Consider the following 19,508-nt stretch of genomic DNA (forward strand, 5'->3'; position numbering starts at 1 on the left):
CGCTCCGCCGCCGCGCCGCGCCCCGTCTGCACGCGCCCCGCCGCTCGACGCCCGGTCTCCGTCGGGGCCGCCGCCGCCCGCGACCGCCGCATCCGCTGCGGGTCCCGCCCCCGTGGCGCCGCCGGCCGCCTCGTCCGCGGCGCCGCCCCGTACAGCCGCCGGCTCCACGGCGGCCGCGGCCCCGGCGCGCGCGCTCCCCGCATCCGCGTCGCCCGCCGCTGCCCCTCGGCCGAGCGCCATCGCCACCGCGATCCCCAGCGCCGCGACCGCCACCGCGGCACCGCCGAGCCACACCAAGCGACGCCGCCCCTCGTATTCGTCCTCATACGATACGAGCCCCGCGTCGCTCGCCCCGAGCGACGCGCCGCCCAGCCGCTGGCGAATCTGGCTGACCGATGCGCCGTCCTCGACCGCCTCGGACATCGCCTCGCCGTCCGCGTACCACGCCTGCGAGATCCCCGACGACGTCGGCCCGCGCACCGCGCCGCTCTTGCCGCGCGCGATCGGAGTCGTCGTGCGCGCGTCGTCGGCATCGGGCTCGGGCTCGCGATCGGACTCGACCACGAACGGCTCCGACGGCGCTCGCTCGCGTTCCAGTCCGAACCGCGCGAGCGTCGCCGACACCGACGGTGGCGGCAGCGTCTCCTTGCGCCGCGCGACCTCCCCCTCCATGATGCGCCCCGTCGACGCGCCCTCCTGCAGCGCCTGCAAGAACCGATACGCCGTGACGAAGCGATCTTCGGGGCGCTTGGCGAGAGCGCGCAGGATCGCGGCGTTCAGCCAGGGCGGACAGTCGGGCCGCCTGTCGATCGGCGCGACCGGCGGCCGCTCGATGTGCTGCGTGAGCACGTCGAACACCTTCGGCGCGAGAAACGGCGGATCGCCGACGACCATCTCGTACAAGATGCAGCCGAGGGAGTAGATGTCGGCGCGCCGGTCCACGCGGTCGCCGCGCGCCTGTTCCGGAGACATGTAGCGCGGGTCGCCGAACGTCATCCCGAGGCTCGTCGACGCCGCCTCTCCCTCCTTTTCGACGAGCTTGGCGAGACCGAAGTCGAGGATCTTGACGTAGTGGGCACATCCGCGCCGGCGCGCGAGAAAGATGTTGCGCGGGCGCAGGTCGCGATGGACGTAGCCGACGGCGTGGGCTTCCATCAGCGCCTCCGCGAGTTGGCCGGCGATATCCACGGCGAGATCGATCGGCAGCTGCCCCTCGCGCTCCAGTCGGTCGTGCAGCGTCTCCCCCTCGAGCAGCTCCATCGCCAGATACAGCCGCCCGTCCGCAGTTCGACCGAAATCGTGGATCGCGACGATGTGGTCGTTGTCGATCTCTCCGACGGTGGTCGCGGCGCGCCGAAACCGCTCAATCGCAAGGTCGTCGCGCGACAGCTCGTCGTGCAGCACCTTGATCGCGACCTTGCGTCGAAGCGTCGTGTGCTCGGCCGCGTAAATCGTGCCCGACGCACCGTGGCCGATGCGCTCCGTGAGCAGGTAGCGGTCGCCGACGACCGTACCGAGCAGGGGATCCCCGTCGAAGTCGCGCGCCTTCGCGGTGCCGCACATCGGGCAGAACAGCGCGTCGCCCGGATATTCTTGGCGGCATTTGCCGCAGGCGACCGTGGGCGGGGAAGTCGAAGCGTCCAACGCGAAAACTATAGCTCAGCGGCCGTGTGGCGGCCGGCGACCGGCATCACGCGACGCCCCGCACGCCATATCGGCGCGCCGCGAGCCCGGCCGGCGACGGCCCGCGGCCCGTCGCCGCCGCGCCCCGCGCGACCGGCCGGACCGGCGCCGACTGGGTGGCTGTTGCGTATGGGCGCGCCCGCGAGGTCGCGAGCTGCGAGGCGAGGTTCGGCGCACGCCCGCAGCGCACGAGGGCGCGTATAACCATATGGAACCGAAGGGCGCGAGGACGTGCGCCGAAGATCGCCCGCAGATCGCGACCGCAGCCAGTGGCGATGCGCAACAGCCACCTGGCGCGCGGGCGCCGGCTCAGTCGCCGCCGCGCCGCAGCAGCGCCCGCACGGCCTCGTCGATGTCGGCCTCCGACACGATGCCTTTGGCGACGAGCAGCTGCTCCAGCGCGCGCAGCCGCGTGGCCGTGTCGGCTTCGTCCGCAACCCGGTGAAACGGCGTGGTCGTCGGCTTCTGCCCGCCCGCCTCGCCGCCCTGCCGCCTCATCACCTGCGTGACGAACCCGCGGTATCCCGTCTCGATGAGTTCCTCGATCGCGGACAGCGGCATGAGCGTCGGCGACACCCGACAGCCGCTCACGTGCTCCACCTCGGCGATCGCGACGTGGTCGGTCGGGTCCGCCATGGCGAGCAGCAGCGCCCGCGGCCCGCCGCCGAACGTCTGGACCGCCAGCGGCAGCACCCGACGGCGGCGGCACACCTCGCGCGGCACCTCGCGCAGCGCGTCCGCGTCGATCTCGACCGTCGCCGGATCCGTCACCGGCACGCGCACTTGACGGCGCAGGGCGGCCACCAGGGCAACCTCGCCGACGCCGGCCTGCCGCACGAGCGCGACGACGAGCGGCTCGCCATCGCGCTCGGCCCGACGGGCCGCCTCCTCGAGCACGGCGGGGGCGGCGAGGCGTTCGTCGAGCGCTATTTCGGTGAGAGTTTTGGCCAAGCCTTACCCCCGCGACCGGCCGATACGAGCAGTACACGCTACAGGATTCGAACCTGTGACCTCTGCCTCCGGAGGGCAGCGCTCTATCCAGCTGAGCTAAGCGTGCCGAATTGACCGCGTATATAGCGCAAAAACGACCGGGGCAACACCCTTCCCGCACACCGCCTGCGTGTGGCAGGCTATCCGTTGGCTTGGCCCTGGACAGACGTAGTCGCTCCGCTTGCGTTTCCGGCGCCCATTCAATAGGGTGCAGGCGCTTTTTCTCCGCGGCGAACGCGTTACCTCCGCCGCGCCTTTCGAATCAAAGATCCGTGGTATGAACCAGACAAACGCTGTTCAACAGGTGGATCACGTCGTGATCCGGTTCGCCGGCGACTCCGGCGACGGGATGCAACTCACCGGGACCGAGTTTACCCGGGCTGCCGCCAACGCCGGCAACGACATCGCGACGTTCCCCGATTTCCCCGCTGAGATTCGCGCGCCCGCCGGCACCCTCGCCGGCGTGTCGGGATTCCAGCTCCACTTTTCCTCGGAGGACATCTCCACGCCGGGCGACTCGCCGGACGTGTTGGTCGCGATGAATCCGGCCGCGCTCAAGGCGAACCTCGGCGACTTGATCCCGGGCGGAACGATCATCGTCAACACGGGCGCGTTCACGCCGGCCAACCTGCAGAAGGCCGGCTACGAACAAAACCCGCTCGAGGACGGCTCGCTCGACCATTTCCGTGTCATCCCGGTGGACCTCAACAAGCTCACCAACGAGGCGCTGGCGGACATGGACCTGTCGACCAAGGCCAAACAGCGCTGCAAGAACTTCTTCGCGCTCGGGCTGATGTTCTGGATCTACAGCCGCGACGTCGAACCCGAGATTCGCGCCATCCAGAGCAAGTTTGCTCGCAAGCCGGAGCTGGCCGAGGCCAACGTCAAGGCGTTCAAAGCCGGGTACCACTACGGCGAGACGACGGAGATCTTCCAGTCCCGCTACGAGGTGAAGCCCGCGTCGCTACAGCCGGGCACGTATCGCAACATTACCGGCAACGAGGCGATCGCGCTCGGCTTCGTGACCGCTGCGCGGCTCGCGGACAAGCCGCTGTTTCTGGGCGCGTACCCGATCACGCCCGCGTCGGACATCCTCCACTACATGGCGCGGTACAAAAACTACGACGTCACCACGTTCCAGGCGGAGGACGAGATCGCCGGCATCTGCTCGGCAATCGGCGCCGCGTTCGGCGGTTCGATCGCGGTGACGACGTCGTCCGGGCCGGGCATCGCGCTCAAGACCGAAGCGATCGGCCTCGCCGCGATGATCGAGTTGCCGTTGGTGATCGTCAACATCCAGCGCGGCGGTCCGTCGACGGGGCTGCCCACCAAGACGGAGCAGGCGGACCTGTTGCAGGCTTTGTACGGCCGCAACGGCGAAGCGCCGCTGCCGGTACTCGCGGCCAAGACCCCGTCGGACGCGTTCGACGTGGCCGTCGAGGCGGTGCGGATCGCCGTCAAGTACATGACGCCGGTGTTTTTGCTCAGCGACGGCTACCTCGCCAACGGCTCCGAGCCGTGGCGCTTGCCGGAGTTGGACAACCTGCCTCGCATCGAGGTCCGGCACCGCACCGACCCCGACGGGTACTTCGTGTACGCGCGCAACGCCGAGACGCTCGCGCGCGAGTGGGTCATCCCCGGCACGCCCGGACTCGAGCACCGCGTCGGCGGCCTCGAAAAGGACTACCTCACCGGCAACGTCTCCTACGACCCGGAGAATCACCATCGCCAGACGTTGATGCGCCACGCGCGGATCGAGCGCATCGCCTCCGAGTGCGGCGAGTTGGACATGGTGGGCGACCCGGAGGGCGACGTGCTCGTCCTCGGCTGGGGCGGCACCTACGGCGCGCTGCTGCAAGCCACGCGCCGGATGCGCGCTCTGGGCAACAAGGTCACCCACGTCCACCTCCGCTACCTCAACCCGATCAACCCGAAGCTCGGCGACATCATCCACAACTTCAAGAAGGTGCTCGTCCCCGAGTTGAACATGGGGCAGCTCCGCACGGTCATCCGCGCCAAGTACCTCGTCGACGCGGTCGGCTACAACAAAGTGCAGGGCCGTCCTTTCACCGTGGCCGAACTGTGCACGGCCATCAGCGAGCAGCTGTCATGACCACAAACGCAAGCAGTAACGGAAAGCTCACCCGCAAGGACTTCGTCAGCGACCAGGAGGTCCGCTGGTGCCCGGGGTGCGGTGACTACGCCATCCTCAAGGCGGTTCAATCGGTCATGCCGGAGATCGACGTTCCGCGCGAAAACATCGTGTTCGTATCCGGAATCGGCTGTTCGAGTCGGTTCCCGTACTACATGAACACGTACGGCATGCACACGATCCACGGCCGCGCGCCCGCCATCGCAACCGGACTCAAGCTCGCGCGCCCGGATCTGTCGGTCTGGGTCGTCACCGGCGACGGCGACGGGCTCAGCATTGGCGGCAACCACTTGTTGCACGCACTGCGGCGCAACATCGACATCAACATCCTGCTGTTCAACAACCGCATTTACGGCCTCACGAAGGGCCAGTATTCGCCGACGTCGGAGCTCGGCAAGATCAACAAGTCCGCGCCGATGGGATCGATCGACCGGCCGGTCAACCCGCTGGCGTTCGCGCTCGGCGCATCCGCCACGTTCGTCGCGCGATGCGTCGACGTCGAGGTCAAGGTTCTGCAGAGCGTGCTGCAACGGGCCGCCGCGCACAAAGGCGGTGCGTTCATCGAAATCTTGCAGAACTGCAACGTGTTCAACGACGGCGCGTTCGTGCCGATCACGGATCGAGCCGTTCGCGACGACCGCCAGCTACGGCTCGAACACGGCAAACCGCTGCTGTTCGGCAAGGACAAGTCGCGCGGAATTCGGGTCCGCCCGGACCTGACCCCCGAGGTCGTCGAGGTCGGCGACGGCCCCGGGCAAGTGCCTGTGTCCGAGATCGCGGTACACGACGAGCGCGGCAGCGCGGCGTACGCATTCATGCTCGCCCAGATGGACTACCCGGAATTCCCGGCTCCGATGGGCGTGCTGCACGCCGTCGACGCCCCAGCGTACGAGCAGCTGTCGGCCGCCCAGATCGCCGCCGCCAAGCAGAAGAACGGCGCGGGCGATCTCAAGTCGCTGCTGCACGCCGGAACGACCTGGGACGTGCACTGACGGCGGCGCGCGGCGTACCTCTGGCCGAGGTGCCGCGGGCAACTACCGACGAATCCCCCTCGGTCGCGCCACCGCGGTACAGTAGCGCCCGGTCATGCGCGTCCACCACGTCAACTGCGGCACATTCTGTCCGCCGGCCGCCCGCCTCGCCATCGGCCAGCCGCATCTGGTCTGTCACTGCCTGATCTTGGAGACCGATCGCGACGGGCTCGTGCTCGTCGACACCGGCATCGGCGCGCTCGACGTCGCCAACCCGGACCGCCTCGGCCGGGCAACGCGCGCCTTGCTCGGGCCATCGCTCGATCCCGCCGAGGCCGCCATCGAGCGGGTCCGCGCGCTCGGGTTCGACCGCGACGACGTGCGCCACATCGTCGTCACACACCTCGACCTCGACCACGCCGGCGGGCTGCCCGATTTTCCGCGCGCACACGTCCACGCCCACGCCGCCGAGGTGTACGCGGCGACCCGCGGGCCGACGGCCGCCGAGCGGTACCGCTACGTGCCCGCCCATTGGGCCCATCAGCCACGGTGGGAGACGTACCCGGACGCGGGCGACACCTGGTTCGGGTTCGACGCGGTCCGCCGTCTCCGCGGCGTCGATGCGGACATCGCGCTCGTGCCACTCATCGGGCATACCCGCGGCCACACCGGCGTCGCGGTGCGCGAAGACGGCGGCTGGCTGCTCCACGCGGGCGACGCCTATTTTCACCGCGGCGCGCTCGCGGACCCGCCGCACGTCCCCACCGGGCTTCGCGTGTTCGAGGCCATGAACGCAATCGACGCGGCCATGCGCGCGTACAACGTCGCACGCCTCGGCGAACTCGCGCGCGTGCGCGCCGCCGAGGTCGACGTGTTCTGCTCGCACGACCCGGTCGAACTAGAACGCTACGCCGAGCCCGAGTAACCGACCGCGGTCGCCGGCGCACAGCCCGGCGACGCGGCCCCGGTGCCGCACGCGGCCGACGCCGTTACAGCAGCCGCCGCAACCAGCGTTCCTTCGTATCGTCGTACGGCGGGTAGCGAAGCGGTACGTCGAGCCGACTCGACTTGTCGAGCACGCTCTTGCGGTGGCTGAACGTCTCGAACGTGGCGCGGCCATGGTATGCGCCCATTCCGCTCTCTCCGACTCCGCCGAACGGCAAGTCGGGAACGGACAGGTGTGCGACGACGTCATTGACGCACGCGCCGCCGGAACTCGTCTCGCGCAAGACGCGGTCCGCGACCGCGCGGTCCTCGGTGAACACGTACAGCGCCAGCGGCTTGTCGCGCCCGGTGACGATCGCGAGCGCGTCGTCGATCGCGTCGTACGCGATGACCGGGAGAATCGGGCCGAAGATCTCGTCCGCCATCACCGGGCTGTCCAACGCAACGTCGCGCAAGATCGTCGGAGCGATGTACCGCGCATCGCGATCGACCTCGCCGCCGCACACGATGGCCCCCGACGACAGCAACTTCTCGAGCCGGTCGACGTGTCGCTCGTTGATGATGCGCGCGTAGTCGCGGCTTTGCTTCGGATCGTCGCCGTAGAACTGGCGCACGGCGGCCACGAGGTTAGATAGCAACGCGTCGTGAATCGCGCGGTCGGCGAGCACGTAATCCGGGGCGACGCAGGTCTGGCCCGCGTTGAAGAACTTGCCCCACACGATGCGTCGCGCCGCAACCGCGAGATCCGCGGTGCGATCGACGATCGTCGGGCTCTTGCCGCCGAGTTCCAACGTGACCGGCGTGAGATGCTTGGCGGCCGCGGCCATGACGATCCGCCCGACGCGCCCGTTGCCCGTGTAGAAGATATGGTCGAAGCGCTGTTCGAGCAGTGCCGTCGTCTCCGGCACGCCGCCCTCCACGACGGCGACCGCATCCGGGTCGAGGTAGCGCGGCACGAGATCGGCCAGGACGCGCGACGTGTTGGCGGACACCTCCGACGGCTTGACGACCGCACAGTTGCCCGCGGCCAGCGCGCCGACGAGCGGCGCGAGCGCAAGTTGGACGGGGTAGTTCCCACGGCGCGATGATGAGAGCGACGCCCAGCGGCTCGCGCACGACGCGACAGCGCGCCGGCTGCAGTGCGATCGGGGCGCGCACGCGCTCCGGCCGCATCCACCGCCGCAGGTGCCGCCGGGTGTGGTCGATCTCGTTGAGCGTGATCGCGATCTCCGCCATGAAGCCCTCGAAGCGCGACTTGCCGAGATCGGCCTCGAGTGCGGCCAGCAGGTCGTCCTGGCGCTCGGTCAACAGCGCGCGCAGCCGGCCGATCTGGCGCATGCGCCACTCGTACGAACGCGTGACTCCGCTGCGAAAGGTGGCGCGCAGTCGGTCGATGCGATCGGCCACGGAAATGTCGTCGCGAATAGGCACCACAGCAGTCATCGGCAGACCTCCTGGCGGGGCGGCGCGTGCGCCGCAGATTCCCCGGCAGCGTAGCGGCAAACCCGAGTGGGCGTCTACCAGAACGAGAGGTGGGCGGCCGCGAGGTCCAGCAGTGGCGACCAGTACACGCCCAACAGAATGAGCGGTACGGTCATCGCGACGATCAGCGCGGTGTGCGGGCGGTGGATGGCAACCGGCGAGTCGTCCCCGGCGGGAGCCCCCTCGTAGCCGAAGTACATCGCCTTGAGGATCTTGGCGTAGTAGAACAGGCTGATCGCACTGTTCAGCACGCCGATCAGGGCGATCGCCCACAGAAGCGCACCGCCCTCGCGGATGAGCGCCGCGAACAGCAGGAACTTGCCCGCGAAGCCCGCCGTGGGCGGCAGGCCGGTGAGGCTCACCAGGAATACCGCCATGCACGCGGCGACGAGCGGCGCGCGATAACCGAGGCGATGGAACGCCCGCAGATCCTCCCCGAGTCCGCGCTCGGCCACGGCGCACACGACGCCGAACGCGCCGAGGTTCATGAACAAGTACACCGCGAGATAGAACATCATCGCGGTCATGCCGTCGTCTCCGGTGACGAGCATCCCCATCATGACGTAGCCGGCGTGGGCGATCGAGGAGTACGCGAGCAGCCGCTTGACGTTGGTCTGGACCAGCGCAACCAAGTTGCCGTACGTCATCGTCATTACGGCGACGGCGCCGAGCAGCATCGGCCACGGATGGCTCCCGAACAGGCTGTCGGCATCGGCGAACACCTCGTCCGGCACCGCCGCCACGAAAAACCGCGCGAGTAGTGCGAAGCCAGCCGCCTTGGGGCCGACCGACAAGAACGCGGTGACCGGCGTCGGCGCGCCCTCGTAGACGTCCGGGCACCACTGGTGGAACGGAACGACCGCGATCTTGTAGCCGAAGCCGGCGAGCGTCAGCGCCACGCCGATCGTCAGGGTCATCGGATTGTGCGCCGTCAGCTCGGCGGCCGCGATCCCAGCGAGCGAAGTCGTGCCGGTGAGCCCGTACAGCAGGGACAGACCGTACAGCATGCATCCCGACGCGACGCCGCCGTAGATCGCGTACTTGAGCGCGGCTTCCGACGACTTGCGATCGCGGTGCTTGAAGCCGGCGAGCGCGAACGACAGGATGGACACGGTCTCCAAGCTCAGATACGCGAGCAGCAAATCCGTCGCCGACGCCATGACGAACATGCCGAGGCACACGGTGAGCGTCAGCGCGTAGAACTCGGCGGCGTCGCGATCGTTCTGATCGTAGTCGACGGCGTCCCTTGCGCGCGTCGCCATCACGCCCACCACGACGGTGGCCACGACGAACAACATCTTCCAGAAGTCGCCGTACGGATCGCGCGCGATCAGTCCGCCAAACAGTCCCTCCGCGCCACCGGCTCCGGGCGCGGTCGCGACCAGCGCGAGCGCGGCCCCGATGCTCGCCGCGGTCGCAATGCCCCCGGCGACCATCCGGCTCGACCCGCGCTGGACCAGGTCGACGACGAGCAGGGCGATCACGCCCGCGCCGAGCACGAGTTCCGGTGCAAACGACCGGAGGGAGTCGATATTGCTGAGGGCGTTCATGGCGGTCGGCTACCCGGCGACGGAGAGGACGATGTCCCGCAGATCCGCGAGCCCCGTGTGGATGAGGTTGAGCGCCGGCATCGGATAGAAGCCGAGGACGAACACGATCACGGCGAGCGGCACGAGCATCAGCAACTCGCGCTTGGTCAAGTCCTGGCGCAGCGCCTCGGACCACTTCGTATTGAACTGTCCGAGCATGATCCGCTGCATCGCCCACAAGTGGTAGGCCGCCGTGACCACCACGCCGGTCGCGGCCAGGATCACCAACAGCTGGTACCGATTGAACGCGCCGAGGAACACCAGCGCCTCCCCGATGAATCCCGACAGGCCGGGCAGGCCGAGGGACGCCATGAACGCGAACCCAAAGAACGCCGCGTAGACCGGCATCTTGCTCGCGACGCCGCCGAATGCGTTGATGTCGCGCGTGTGGGCGCGGTCGTAGATGACGCCGACGAGTAGGAACAGCATCGACGTGATCGTCCCGTGGTTGAACATCTGCATCATCGCGCCGGATAGCCCCTGGCTCGTGAATGCCGCCATGCCGAGCAACACGAAGCCCATGTGCGACACGGACGAGTAGGCGACCATCTTCTTGAGGTCCGTCTGGGCGAACGCGCAGAACGCGCCGTACAGGATGTTGATGACACCAAACATGGCGATGGCGCCGGCCGCCCACACGGTCGCGTCGGGCAGGATCGCGTAGTTCATGCGGAACATGCCGTACGTGCCCATCTTCAGCAGCACGCCGGCCAAGATCACGGAGATCGCCGTAGGCGCCTCGACGTGCGCATCGGGAAGCCACGTGTGGAACGGGAACATGGGCACTTTGATCGCGAACCCGATGAACAGCGCAATCCATACGATGTGCGTGAACTTCACGCCCAGGATGGGACCGGCCGCCGCGTAGTCGTTGAGGTGGGCCATCTTCATCAGGTCGAACGTGTGCGCCGTCGGCGTGCCGTCGATCAGCGCGAGCGGTTGGCCGTGGGCGAGAGCAACTCCGGGGTCGCCAGACGTGTAGTACAGCGCGATCAGCGCCAACAGCATCAACACGGAGCCCGCCAACGTGTACAGGAAGAACTTGATCGCGGCGTACTCCTTGCGCGGCCCGCCCCAAATGCCGATGAGGAAGTACATCGGCAACAGCATCACTTCCCAGAACACGTAGAACAGGAAGAAGTCGAGGGCGACGAACGTGCCCATCATGCCGGTCTCGAGCAGCAGGAACATCATCATGTAGCCGCGGACGTGCTTGGAAATCGTCCACGACGAGATGCAGGCGATGAACGACACGAGCGCCGTCAGCAGCACCATGAGGATGGAGATCCCGTCGACACCGAAGAAGAACTCGATGTTGAACGACTCGATCCACGTGGTGTGCGCGACGAACTGAAGGCCCCAGTTGCCGTCCGCAAGGCCAATCGATGGATCGAACTGCCGCCAGACGTATACGGCGAGCACGAGCGGCACCGAGACGAACGCGAGCGTGGTCCAGCGCACGAGGTCGTCGCGGCCCTTCGGCAGGAACATCAAAACGAACATCCCGAGCAGTGGGATGAAGGTCATCAGCACGAGCACGTGCCGGTACAGCCAACTTCCGCCGGCCTGTAGCCGCACCGCGGCGACGTGCGCGTCACCGCCGGCATCCGAGCTGGTCGCCGGCAGACTCGCGTCGTTCGTCAGAATCTGCAGGGCGCCGAACCACTGGCGCTGTCGGCTGTCCTTGGGTGGCGCAAACTGCACGGTGAACGAAGCCGACTGCCCCGGCTCGAGCGCGTCGGGCACGCCGTCGACCGAGAACACCGGCCGCACCGGCTCGCCCGCCGGGTTGCCCGCGGCCGCTTCCACGCGCTTGACGAATCCCTCCTCGATCGCGCGAACGCCGAAGATGCGTAGCGTCGCGTCGCCGGCGTTCGTGATCGTCACCGCGGCAGCCCCGGACGCATCACCGAAATCGATGGTGCGCGTCGACAGGTGGACGCGCGGAGCGGCGTCGTACGCATCGCCGGCGACGGCTCCGGCCGGAACGAGAGCGATCGCGGCCGCGACGGCGGCAGACCAACGGGTACGGTGCGTCTTTGTCATCGTGAAGTCTCTAGTTGGCGAAATGCCCCAAGATAGCCAGCAGGACGACGCCGACGGCGATGCCGAGGGCGTAGTTGTTGATTCGGCCGGTCTGTATCCGTCGCGCCTGGCGCCCGAGTGCCAGCAGCCCGTGCGCGACACCGTTGACCGCGCCATCCACGAACATGCGGTCGATGAACCCGCCCAGCCATGCAGCGGCTCGACCGACTGCGCCGACGAAGTTGACCGCCCAGTCGATGATGTGGGCGTCGAACCATGCGAGCCACCGCGCGGTCGCCTTGAAACCGCGGACGAATGTCGCCTGATACAGTTCGTCGACCCAGTACTTGTTGTACAGCAGCTCGTGGACGCGGTCATAGCGGGCCTTGAGCGCTGCCATGCGCGCCGCCGTTCGCCGCTCGTCGAAGTAGAAGTAACGCGCGAGCAGGAACCCGGCCGTGGCGATTGCGATGGACGCAAACACGAGCGCGTACTCGAGCGCGTGCGAGCTGAACACGCCCTCGGCTTCGCGGAAGGGCCCATTGGCCATCACGGGCTCCAGCCACGCCTCGAAAATTGGGTGGAAGCCGAGATAGTGCGGCAGTCCGAGCGCGCCGGTGACGACGGCGAGGACGGCGAGGACCCATAGCACGCCCGTCATGTTGAGCGGCGACTCGTGACAGTGCTTGCGGATGTCCTCCGTCGGCTCGCGCCGGTGGAACGTCATGTAGTAGCTGCGGAACATGTAAAAGGCGGTGCAGCCCGCCGCGAGGAAGCCGATCGCCCAGATCAACCACCCGGGCACGAGGGTCGCCCCGTTCGACATCGCCTTCCACAGGATCTCGTCTTTGGAGTAGAAGCCCGCGGCGATCGGGAAGCCGGCGATCGAGATGCACGCGATCAGGTACGTGAGCCGCGTCTTCGGCATGACCGAGGCGAGACCGCCCATGTTGCGCATGTCCTGGGGGTCGTGCGGATCGGGTGCGTTGCGCAGCGCGCTGTGTGGCGTCGGCCCGTCGTCGTGATCGCCGTCGCCGTGTCCGTGGTGCTCGAGGAAGTGCATCCCGTGGATCACGCTGCCCGAACCGAGGAACAGGCACGCCTTGAAGCAGGCGTGCGTGAGCAGGTGAAACACGCCGACCCACCACGCGCCGACGCCGACGCCGATGAACATGAAGCCGAGCTGAGAAACCGTCGAGTACGCGAGCACTTTCTTGATGTCGTACTGAAACAGCGCCATCGTCGCGGCGAACAGGGAGGTCGCCGCGCCGACGAACGCAACGATCGACATCGCGCCGGGCGACAAGAAGTACAGGAAATTCAAGCGCGCGATCATGTACACACCGGCGGTGACCATGGTCGCGGCGTGGATGAGGGCCGACACCGGCGTGGGGCCGGCCATTGCGTCCGGCAGCCACACGTACAACGGGATTTGCGCGGATTTGCCGGTCGCGCCGACGAAAAAGAACAGACAGATGAGGAACACGACCGGGATGCCGGCGATGTCCATCGCCAGCAGGCGGTCGACCACCGGGCGCGTCGTCGTCCCGTCGACCGCGCGCTCCGTGAGCGCCAACTGCTGCTGCAGTTCGCCGAAGTGAACGGTGCCGCCGAGCCGGACCTCGGCAGGCCCGGCCGGCTCCGGCTCCTCGGCGGCCGGGTCGAGACGCGTTACCTGCGCGTAGCGATCGCCCCTATCGTCGACGCGATCCGCCTTCACGGCGGTCGACGCGGCCGACACGGACCAGAACAGCAGGAACAGGCCGCACACGAACGCGAAGTCGCCCACGCGGTTGACGACGAACGCCTTCATGCCGGCCGTCGCCTTGGCGAAGTCCTGATACCAGAAGCCGATGAGCAGGTAGGAACACAGGCCGACGCCCTCCCAGCCGAAGAACATCAGCACGAACGTGTCGCCGAGGACGAGCAGGAGCATGGCGAACACGAACAGGTTCAGGTAACAGAAGAACCGCCAGTACGCCTTCTCCTCGGCCATGTATCCGGTCGAGTAGATGTGGATCAGCGTGCCGATGCCGGTGATGATCAGAGCCATCGTCCCCGACAGTTGATCCATCACGAACGAGAAGTGGACGCGGAAGTCACCGACCTCGAACATGGGAAACAAGTCGGTGCGCAGGGTCCGTTCGCCCGCCGGCAATCCGAGCAGCCGGACGAACGCGACACAGGCGACGGCGAACGCCGCGAGCATCGCGCCGATGGCGATCGTGTGGTTGGCCTTCTTGCCGATCGCATCTTGCAGCTTCTTGCCCAAAATGCCGTTGATCGCCGCGCCGACGAACGGGAACAGGGCGATCAGCCACAGGTAGGGCACGTCCGTAACGGACTGAAATGCGGCCGCGCGGAGAATGTCTGTGGTCTCCATTGGTGATCCCACTCAGTCGTGGAGCATCGTGGTGTCGTCGGCGTCGATCGACCGAAAGTGGCGATACACCGCGAGCACAATTGCGAGCGCGACCGCCGCTTCCGCCGCGGCGAGCACGATGATGAACACGGAGAACACCTGGCCGCCAATGCCGCCCTCGACGAAGTGCGAAAACGCGACGAAGTTGATCGACGCGGCATTGAGCAGCAGTTCGACCCCCATGAGAATCGCCACGGCACTGGTGCGCGTTGCGACGGTGAACAGCCCGATCGCGAACAGCGCGGCGGAAACGACGAGGTAGTGGGTCAAGCCCACGTCCATGATGGCATCCATGCTGCGTTACTCCAGTCGATCGAGTCCGGGCGCCTCAGCGGGGTCGGCCGGCGGGTCCTTGGCTGCGCGGCGGGCGATGACCATGGCGCCGACGAGCGCCATCAACAGCACCACGGAAATCAACTCGAACGGCAGCAGATACTCGCGCAGGAGCGCATCGCCGAGGCGCGCCGTCGTCGGAGTCGCGACCGCCTCGACAACGGCCCAGTCGGTGTCGAGCGCGACCATCGCCAACAACAGCGCGACGAGCACGGCCGCACCGGCACCCGCTCCGCGTTGAACCGCCCGGTTCGTGAGCTGAATCGCGGAGATGCGATTGGTCAGCAAGACGGCGAACAGGATCAGAACCAGGATCCCGCCGATGTAGATGACCAGTTGCGCAATCCCGAGGAAGTCCGCGCCGATGAACAGGTACAGCCCGGCCACGCCGACGAGCGTCCCCATCAGGAAGAACCCCGAATACAGGATGTTCGTGGACATCGCGACCCCGCCCGCCGAGGCGATGACCAGCGTCGCCAACGCGCCGAAAACGAGGCCGCCGACCTGCAGGTGCAGCGTCGTGATCACGACGACGGACACGTACGCCAGGCCGGCAGCGACGCCCACGACCAGCGGCAGCACGACCAGGCCGGCGATGAGGCTGTGGCGGCGATCGACGCCGAACAGGCGCAGCAACGCGCTCAGGCCGAGCCCGACCAGAGCGACGATTGCGATGACTATGAGCGCACGCATCGGGAAACTCCTCGCGTCGGTTGGCGGTCAGCTCGCGTGAGCCTTCTTGACGATCTCGATCGCCTCGCGCGCGGCCTCGGCCGGCGGCTTGCCCTTGCGGATCGTCAGGATCAACGCGGTGTCGCGCGTCGCCTGTGCACCGCCGGGTTCACACTTGAAGATGTCGGGATCCTTGCCCTCGAGCATCGCGTCGGCGTAGGCGCGACACGTCGGCCAACCGCACGCCTCGCAGTCCGTCTGCGCGAGCGCCTGATCGTAGAGGAGGTCTTCGAACTTCTTGAGGTCGTCGCCGGCCTGCTGGACGAGCGGGGCGAGTTCTTCGGCGCGCTTGACGACGACCTCCTCGGCAATGATCTCGTCGATGCCGCTGTCGGCCGGGGCGCCGCCGAGGCCGTGGTCCAGCCCCCATTGAATCGCGATCGGATTGTATTGCCGCGCCTTGAGCCGGACCTCGCGCGCGATCTCGCCGCGGCGGCGAGTGTCGACCACCTCTCCCTTGGTCGGCTTGTAGGGGACGACGTAGTCGCCGGGGCGAATGAAGCGGAACGTGAGCGACGGAAACGACTCGGTCGCCGCCTCGAACTCGCGAGTGAACCGGATGCACTTGGTCTGCTCCTCGTCCCCCGGCGCCTTCGCGTCCGTCGGACAGGACTCCACGCAGATGCCGCAGTACATGCACTTGCCGAGATCGATATCGAACCGCGTCATGACGCGGACGCCGTCGACCTTTTCGATGTCGATGGTGATGCAGTCGATCGGACAGTCGCGCTCACACGCCTTGCAGGCGGTGCAAATGTCCATGTCGACTTCGAGGAAGCCGCGATAGCGCTCCGGCAGCGAGTCGACGACCGGTACCGATGTGCGGTCCGGATACTGCACGGTCACCGGCTTGCGGAAGTAGTACGTGGCGGTGACGGCCATGCCGTCGAGCACCGACCGCGCACTGTCGAGAATCTGGCTGAAGTAGCCGGTCTTTCGCTGTTTCTCGGCCATTTACGCGCCTCGCAGTTCCCAGACGGTCGTCGTCTTGCGGACGTGGTTCACGCGGGCGAGGAACGCCGTGAAGATGCCGAGACCGCCGACGACGAACAGCAGGACGCGAGCGACCGTCTGGGCGATATCGGGGAGCAACCAGGTCCACAGCGCGGCGCCGATGAGCGACGCCAGCGCGATCGGCAAAAAGTACTTCCAGCACATGTTCATCATGTGGTCCACGCGGAACCGGGGCAGGGTCCACCGGATCCAGATGCACACGAAGATCATCGCGATCACCTTGATGGCGAACACGCCGAACGCCAGCAAGTGCAACACGCGCGAGTTCTCGATCTCGATCGGGTCGGCAAATGGGATGTTCCACCCGCCCAGGAAGACGGTGGTCGTCACGGCGCCGATGACGATCAGGTTCACCCACTCGGCGAGAGCAAAGATCGAGAACCGGAACCCGGAATATTCGGTGTTGTAGCCGGACACGAGTTCCGATTCCGCCTCGGGCAGGTCGAACGGCGTGCGGTTGCCCTCCGCCAGGGCGCTGATGAAGAAGATGAAGAAGCACGCGAACGAAAACGGGCTCGCGAACAGGTTCCACTCCCACGGCATGGCGCCCTGCGACTTGACGAGGTCTTGCATCGACAGGCTGCCGACGCCGATGACGACGGACAGCACCGCGATCGACGCGGGCAGCTCGTAGCTGATGATCTGCGCCGCGGACCGCATGCCGCCGAGCAGCGACCACTTCGAATTCGACGCCCACCCGCCCATGATCACGCCGACGACGACGATCGACGTGACCGACAGGATGTACAGGATGCCCACGTTGAAGTCAGCCACCTGCAAGATCGGCGAAAACGGCAGCACGACGAACGTCAGAAAGACGCCGGAGAACACGAGCAGGGGCGATGCGCGAAACAGCACCGGGTCGGCCTCGCGCGGAATGACGTCTTCTTTCACGATGAGCTTGAGCCCGTCTGCGAGCCACTGCAGCCAGCCGTTGGGCCCCACGCGGTTCGGCCCCGGGCGAGACTGCATCCGCCCCGAGATCTTGCGCTCCCATACGACGATCAAACCGCCGAGCACGGGAACCGGCAGCACGACGAGCAGCCCCACCGCCACGAGGATGAGCGCGTACAAAAACCCGGTCGGAATCGGCTGCGGGCCAGCGTACCGCGGGATTTCGACGCTCACACGACCGCCGTCGCGAATGATCGTGACCGCCGCCTTCGCCGCGTCGCTCGCGTGCCACACGCGATACAGCGCGACGAACGTTGGCGTCGGCTTGCCGTCGACTTCGGCGAGGATGTCTCCGGCGCGCACGCCGGCCGCGGCAGCCGGCGACGGAGGCAACCGCGAGTCCTCGTGGGTGTCCACGCCGTTTTGCTCGAGAAAGTCGAGGATCTCGTGGCGCGTGAGCACGCCGTCGCCGTCGAGATCGGCCCAGCGAAACGTGTCCTCGTCGGTGAACCCGCGGGCCTTGGCTTCGTCGAGGTGCACCTTGCCGTCGGGGCCGCCGACACACTTGCCGTCGCGCCACCGGCCGCAGTCGTAGCGGCGCAAGAAGCCGATACCCTCGAAGCCTCCGCGCACCCTGCGCACCAAGAGCCCCGATCCGTCCGGCGCGAGTTCGGCGTCGACGCCGAGCCACGCGGCGAGCCCGCGGCCCTCGCGCTCGCCGAACAGGTGGTGAGCGAGGCGTCGCGCGGTCGGCCGGAACATTTCGATGTGCACCGGGTAGTCGCCGGTCGTCGCGATGGTCTCGTATGCGTCGCCGCGGCGCTGGTCGACGCGGACCTGTCCGTCGAACACCATGCGGCCGCCGATCACCTGCGCCACGTGGTCGTCGACGTCGACGAGCGCCCTGTGTTTGGATATGCGCGCCGTCAGTTCCACGTCGCGGCCGCCGTCGGCCGCCCCGACGAGAACCACGCGGGTGGGCGCGTCCGGATCGGGTTCGACTTCCGGGGCGAGTTCGACGACCAGCACGTCGCCGACCTCCAGGCTCGTCGGCCGCACGTCGCGAACCGAGGGGAACTGCGGGTTGCTCTGGCACGCGGCGGCCAGGGCGGCGGCCGCGACCGCGAAGCCGACGGCTTTCATCGATCGATCTCCGGCGCAACGATGTCGAGGGAAGCGATCAGCGCGACGAGATCCGCGACCATGAGCCCGGCGGACTTGTCGCGGATGACCTGCATCGCGTTGAAGCTGCCGGTGCGGAACCGCGCGCGGTACGCATTGGTCGTGCCGTCACCGATCACGTAACACAGCATGTCGCCGCGCGCGGCCTCGACCCGGCTGTGCGCCTCTCCCTTGGGTTTGAGCTTCTTCGGCTTGTTCCAGAACTCGCCCTTCGGGGTCGTCTGAATCAGGTCGAGCGCCTGCCGCAAGATGCGCACCGACTGGCGCCACTCCTCCACGCGGACCCAGAAGCGATCCCACGAGTCGCCGGTCGTGCCATGCTCGCCGCGCCCGACCGGCACGTCGAACTCGAGCTTCGGATAGACCGAGTAGGGCTCGTCGCGGCGCACGTCGAAGTCGACGCCCGACGCCCGCAAGTTCGGCCCGACGAGGCCGTAGTCGATCGCCTCCTCGCGCGTGATCACGGCCATGTTGGCGAGCCGCTTGATGAAAATTGGGTTGCCGGTGATCAGCCGGTTGAACTCGTCGATGATCGGTTCGAACCGGTCGAGGAAACGCAGCGCCTTGTCGCGCCACGCATCGGTCATGTCCCAGCCGACGCCGCCGATGCGGTGATAGTTGTACGTAAGTCGGGCGCCGCACAGCTCCTCGAGCAGGTCGTTGACGTACTCGCGCTCGCGCAACGCATACGGGAACGGCGTGATGGCGCCGATGTCCATCGCCATGGCGCCCAAGGCGATGCAGTGCGACGAGATCCGGTTGAACTCGTCCGAGATGACCCGCAGGTACTCGGCGCGCTCCGGTACTTCGATGTCCGCCAGTTTTTCGACGGCGGTCGCCCACGCATGGTTCGCCGTCATCGCGCAGACGTAGTCGACGCGATCGGTGTAGGGCATGAAGCCCTCGTACGTGCATTTCTCGGCGATGTGCTCGATCGACCGGTGCAGGTAGCCGACGTCGGGGTCCGCCTCGGCCATGATCTCGCCGTCGGTGCGCACGATGAACCGGATCACGCCGTGCGTGGAGGGGTGCTGCGGCCCCATGTTCACCGTGATCTCGTCGCCGGTGTCGTATTGCAGGATCAGGTCGGACAT

14 protein-coding genes, 1 tRNA gene and 1 pseudogene are annotated in these 19,508 nt (G+C 67.3%); 3 read left to right on the forward strand and 13 right to left on the reverse strand.

Annotation, left to right across the window (positions count from 1 at the left end; translation table 11 throughout):
* The 4 genes from D6689_06755 to D6689_06770 all read right to left on the reverse strand — a co-directional run.
* Positions 1–1,644: serine/threonine protein kinase (locus tag D6689_06755; protein RMH42860.1), on the reverse strand; the 1,644-nt coding region annotated here is incomplete at its 3' end.
* A gap of 46 nt (positions 1,645–1,690) precedes the next feature.
* Complete coding sequence (locus tag D6689_06760; GenBank protein ID RMH42861.1) at positions 1,691–1,873, reverse strand: hypothetical protein; 183 nt, start codon at positions 1,871–1,873, stop codon at positions 1,691–1,693.
* Between the two features lie 119 nt (positions 1,874–1,992).
* On the reverse strand, positions 1,993–2,634 hold the full coding sequence (locus D6689_06765; GenBank protein ID RMH42862.1) for a hypothetical protein: 642 nt from the start codon (positions 2,632–2,634) through the stop codon (positions 1,993–1,995).
* Positions 2,635–2,666: 32 nt separating this feature from the next.
* A tRNA-Arg gene (locus tag D6689_06770) sits at positions 2,667–2,740 on the reverse strand.
* Positions 2,741–2,950: 210 nt separating this feature from the next.
* On the opposite strand from D6689_06770, the gene D6689_06775 reads away from it, so the two are divergent.
* The 3 genes from D6689_06775 (at position 2,951) to D6689_06785 (ending at position 6,721) form a co-directional block, all read left to right on the forward strand.
* Positions 2,951–4,786, forward strand: coding sequence for a 2-oxoacid:acceptor oxidoreductase subunit alpha (locus D6689_06775; protein RMH42863.1), 1,836 nt, complete (start codon positions 2,951–2,953; stop codon positions 4,784–4,786).
* Complete coding sequence (locus D6689_06780; protein ID RMH42864.1) at positions 4,783–5,817, forward strand: 2-oxoacid:ferredoxin oxidoreductase subunit beta; 1,035 nt, start codon at positions 4,783–4,785, stop codon at positions 5,815–5,817. The genes D6689_06775 and D6689_06780 overlap by 4 nt, the downstream gene beginning before the upstream one ends.
* Positions 5,818–5,911: 94 nt before the next feature.
* The gene (locus D6689_06785; GenBank protein ID RMH42865.1) at positions 5,912–6,721 is read left to right on the forward strand and encodes an MBL fold metallo-hydrolase; all 810 of its coding nucleotides are present in this window, start codon (positions 5,912–5,914) and stop codon (positions 6,719–6,721) included.
* Between the two features lie 64 nt (positions 6,722–6,785).
* Here the strand turns inward: D6689_06785 and D6689_06790 are convergent.
* The 9 genes and pseudogenes from D6689_06790 to D6689_06830 form a co-directional block, all read right to left on the reverse strand.
* A pseudogene (locus D6689_06790) lies at positions 6,786–8,184 on the reverse strand (aldehyde dehydrogenase family protein).
* Positions 8,185–8,258: 74 nt separating this feature from the next.
* Positions 8,259–9,773 carry an NADH-quinone oxidoreductase subunit N gene (locus D6689_06795; protein RMH42866.1) on the reverse strand — a complete coding sequence of 505 codons (1,515 nt, stop codon included), beginning with the start codon at positions 9,771–9,773 and terminating at the stop codon, positions 8,259–8,261.
* Between the two features lie 9 nt (positions 9,774–9,782).
* Positions 9,783–11,351 (reverse strand): NADH-quinone oxidoreductase subunit M, encoded by a 1,569-nt coding sequence (locus D6689_06800; GenBank protein RMH42893.1) that lies wholly within the window; start codon positions 11,349–11,351, stop codon positions 9,783–9,785.
* A gap of 517 nt (positions 11,352–11,868) precedes the next feature.
* Positions 11,869–14,220 (reverse strand): NADH-quinone oxidoreductase subunit L, encoded by a 2,352-nt coding sequence (locus D6689_06805; GenBank protein RMH42867.1) that lies wholly within the window; start codon positions 14,218–14,220, stop codon positions 11,869–11,871.
* A 12-nt stretch (positions 14,221–14,232) separates the two neighbouring features.
* Positions 14,233–14,553 (reverse strand): NADH-quinone oxidoreductase subunit NuoK, encoded by a 321-nt coding sequence (gene nuoK, locus D6689_06810; protein ID RMH42868.1) that lies wholly within the window; start codon positions 14,551–14,553, stop codon positions 14,233–14,235.
* A 6-nt stretch (positions 14,554–14,559) separates the two neighbouring features.
* A complete protein-coding gene (locus D6689_06815) occupies positions 14,560–15,285 on the reverse strand; it encodes an NADH-quinone oxidoreductase subunit J (protein ID RMH42869.1) in 726 nt (241 codons plus the stop codon).
* 27 nt (positions 15,286–15,312) lie between these two features.
* The gene (locus D6689_06820; protein RMH42870.1) at positions 15,313–16,278 is read right to left on the reverse strand and encodes a 4Fe-4S dicluster domain-containing protein; all 966 of its coding nucleotides are present in this window, start codon (positions 16,276–16,278) and stop codon (positions 15,313–15,315) included.
* Entirely contained in the window at positions 16,279–18,375 is a 2,097-nt protein-coding gene (nuoH, locus tag D6689_06825) for an NADH-quinone oxidoreductase subunit NuoH (protein RMH42871.1), read from the reverse strand.
* Positions 18,372–19,508, reverse strand: coding sequence for an NADH-quinone oxidoreductase subunit D (locus D6689_06830; GenBank protein ID RMH42872.1), 1,137 nt, complete (start codon positions 19,506–19,508; stop codon positions 18,372–18,374). Before D6689_06830 ends, nuoH begins: the two co-directional genes overlap by 4 nt.

It is taken from the genome of Deltaproteobacteria bacterium, from assembly GCA_003696105.1.
In the GTDB taxonomy this organism is placed as follows: domain Bacteria; phylum Myxococcota_A; class Polyangia; order Haliangiales; family J016; genus J016.

Bases quoted from the DNA above. Each gene is read 5' to 3' on its own strand.
- D6689_06775 (RMH42863.1), top strand. From the start codon at position 2,951: ATGAACCAGACAAACGCTGTTCAACAGGTGGATCACGTCGTGATCCGG.
- D6689_06780 (RMH42864.1), top strand. From the start codon at position 4,783: ATGACCACAAACGCAAGCAGTAACGGAAAGCTCACCCGCAAGGACTTC.
- D6689_06785 (RMH42865.1), top strand. From the start codon at position 5,912: ATGCGCGTCCACCACGTCAACTGCGGCACATTCTGTCCGCCGGCCGCC.
- D6689_06795 (RMH42866.1), bottom strand. From the start codon at position 9,773: ATGAACGCCCTCAGCAATATCGACTCCCTCCGGTCGTTTGCACCGGAA.
- D6689_06805 (RMH42867.1), bottom strand. From the start codon at position 14,220: ATGGAGACCACAGACATTCTCCGCGCGGCCGCATTTCAGTCCGTTACG.
- nuoK (RMH42868.1), bottom strand. From the start codon at position 14,553: ATGGATGCCATCATGGACGTGGGCTTGACCCACTACCTCGTCGTTTCC.
- D6689_06815 (RMH42869.1), bottom strand. From the start codon at position 15,285: ATGCGTGCGCTCATAGTCATCGCAATCGTCGCTCTGGTCGGGCTCGGC.
- D6689_06820 (RMH42870.1), bottom strand. From the start codon at position 16,278: ATGGCCGAGAAACAGCGAAAGACCGGCTACTTCAGCCAGATTCTCGAC.
- nuoH (RMH42871.1), bottom strand. From the start codon at position 18,375: ATGAAAGCCGTCGGCTTCGCGGTCGCGGCCGCCGCCCTGGCCGCCGCG.
- D6689_06830 (RMH42872.1), bottom strand. From the start codon at position 19,508: ATGTCCGACCTGATCCTGCAATACGACACCGGCGACGAGATCACGGTG.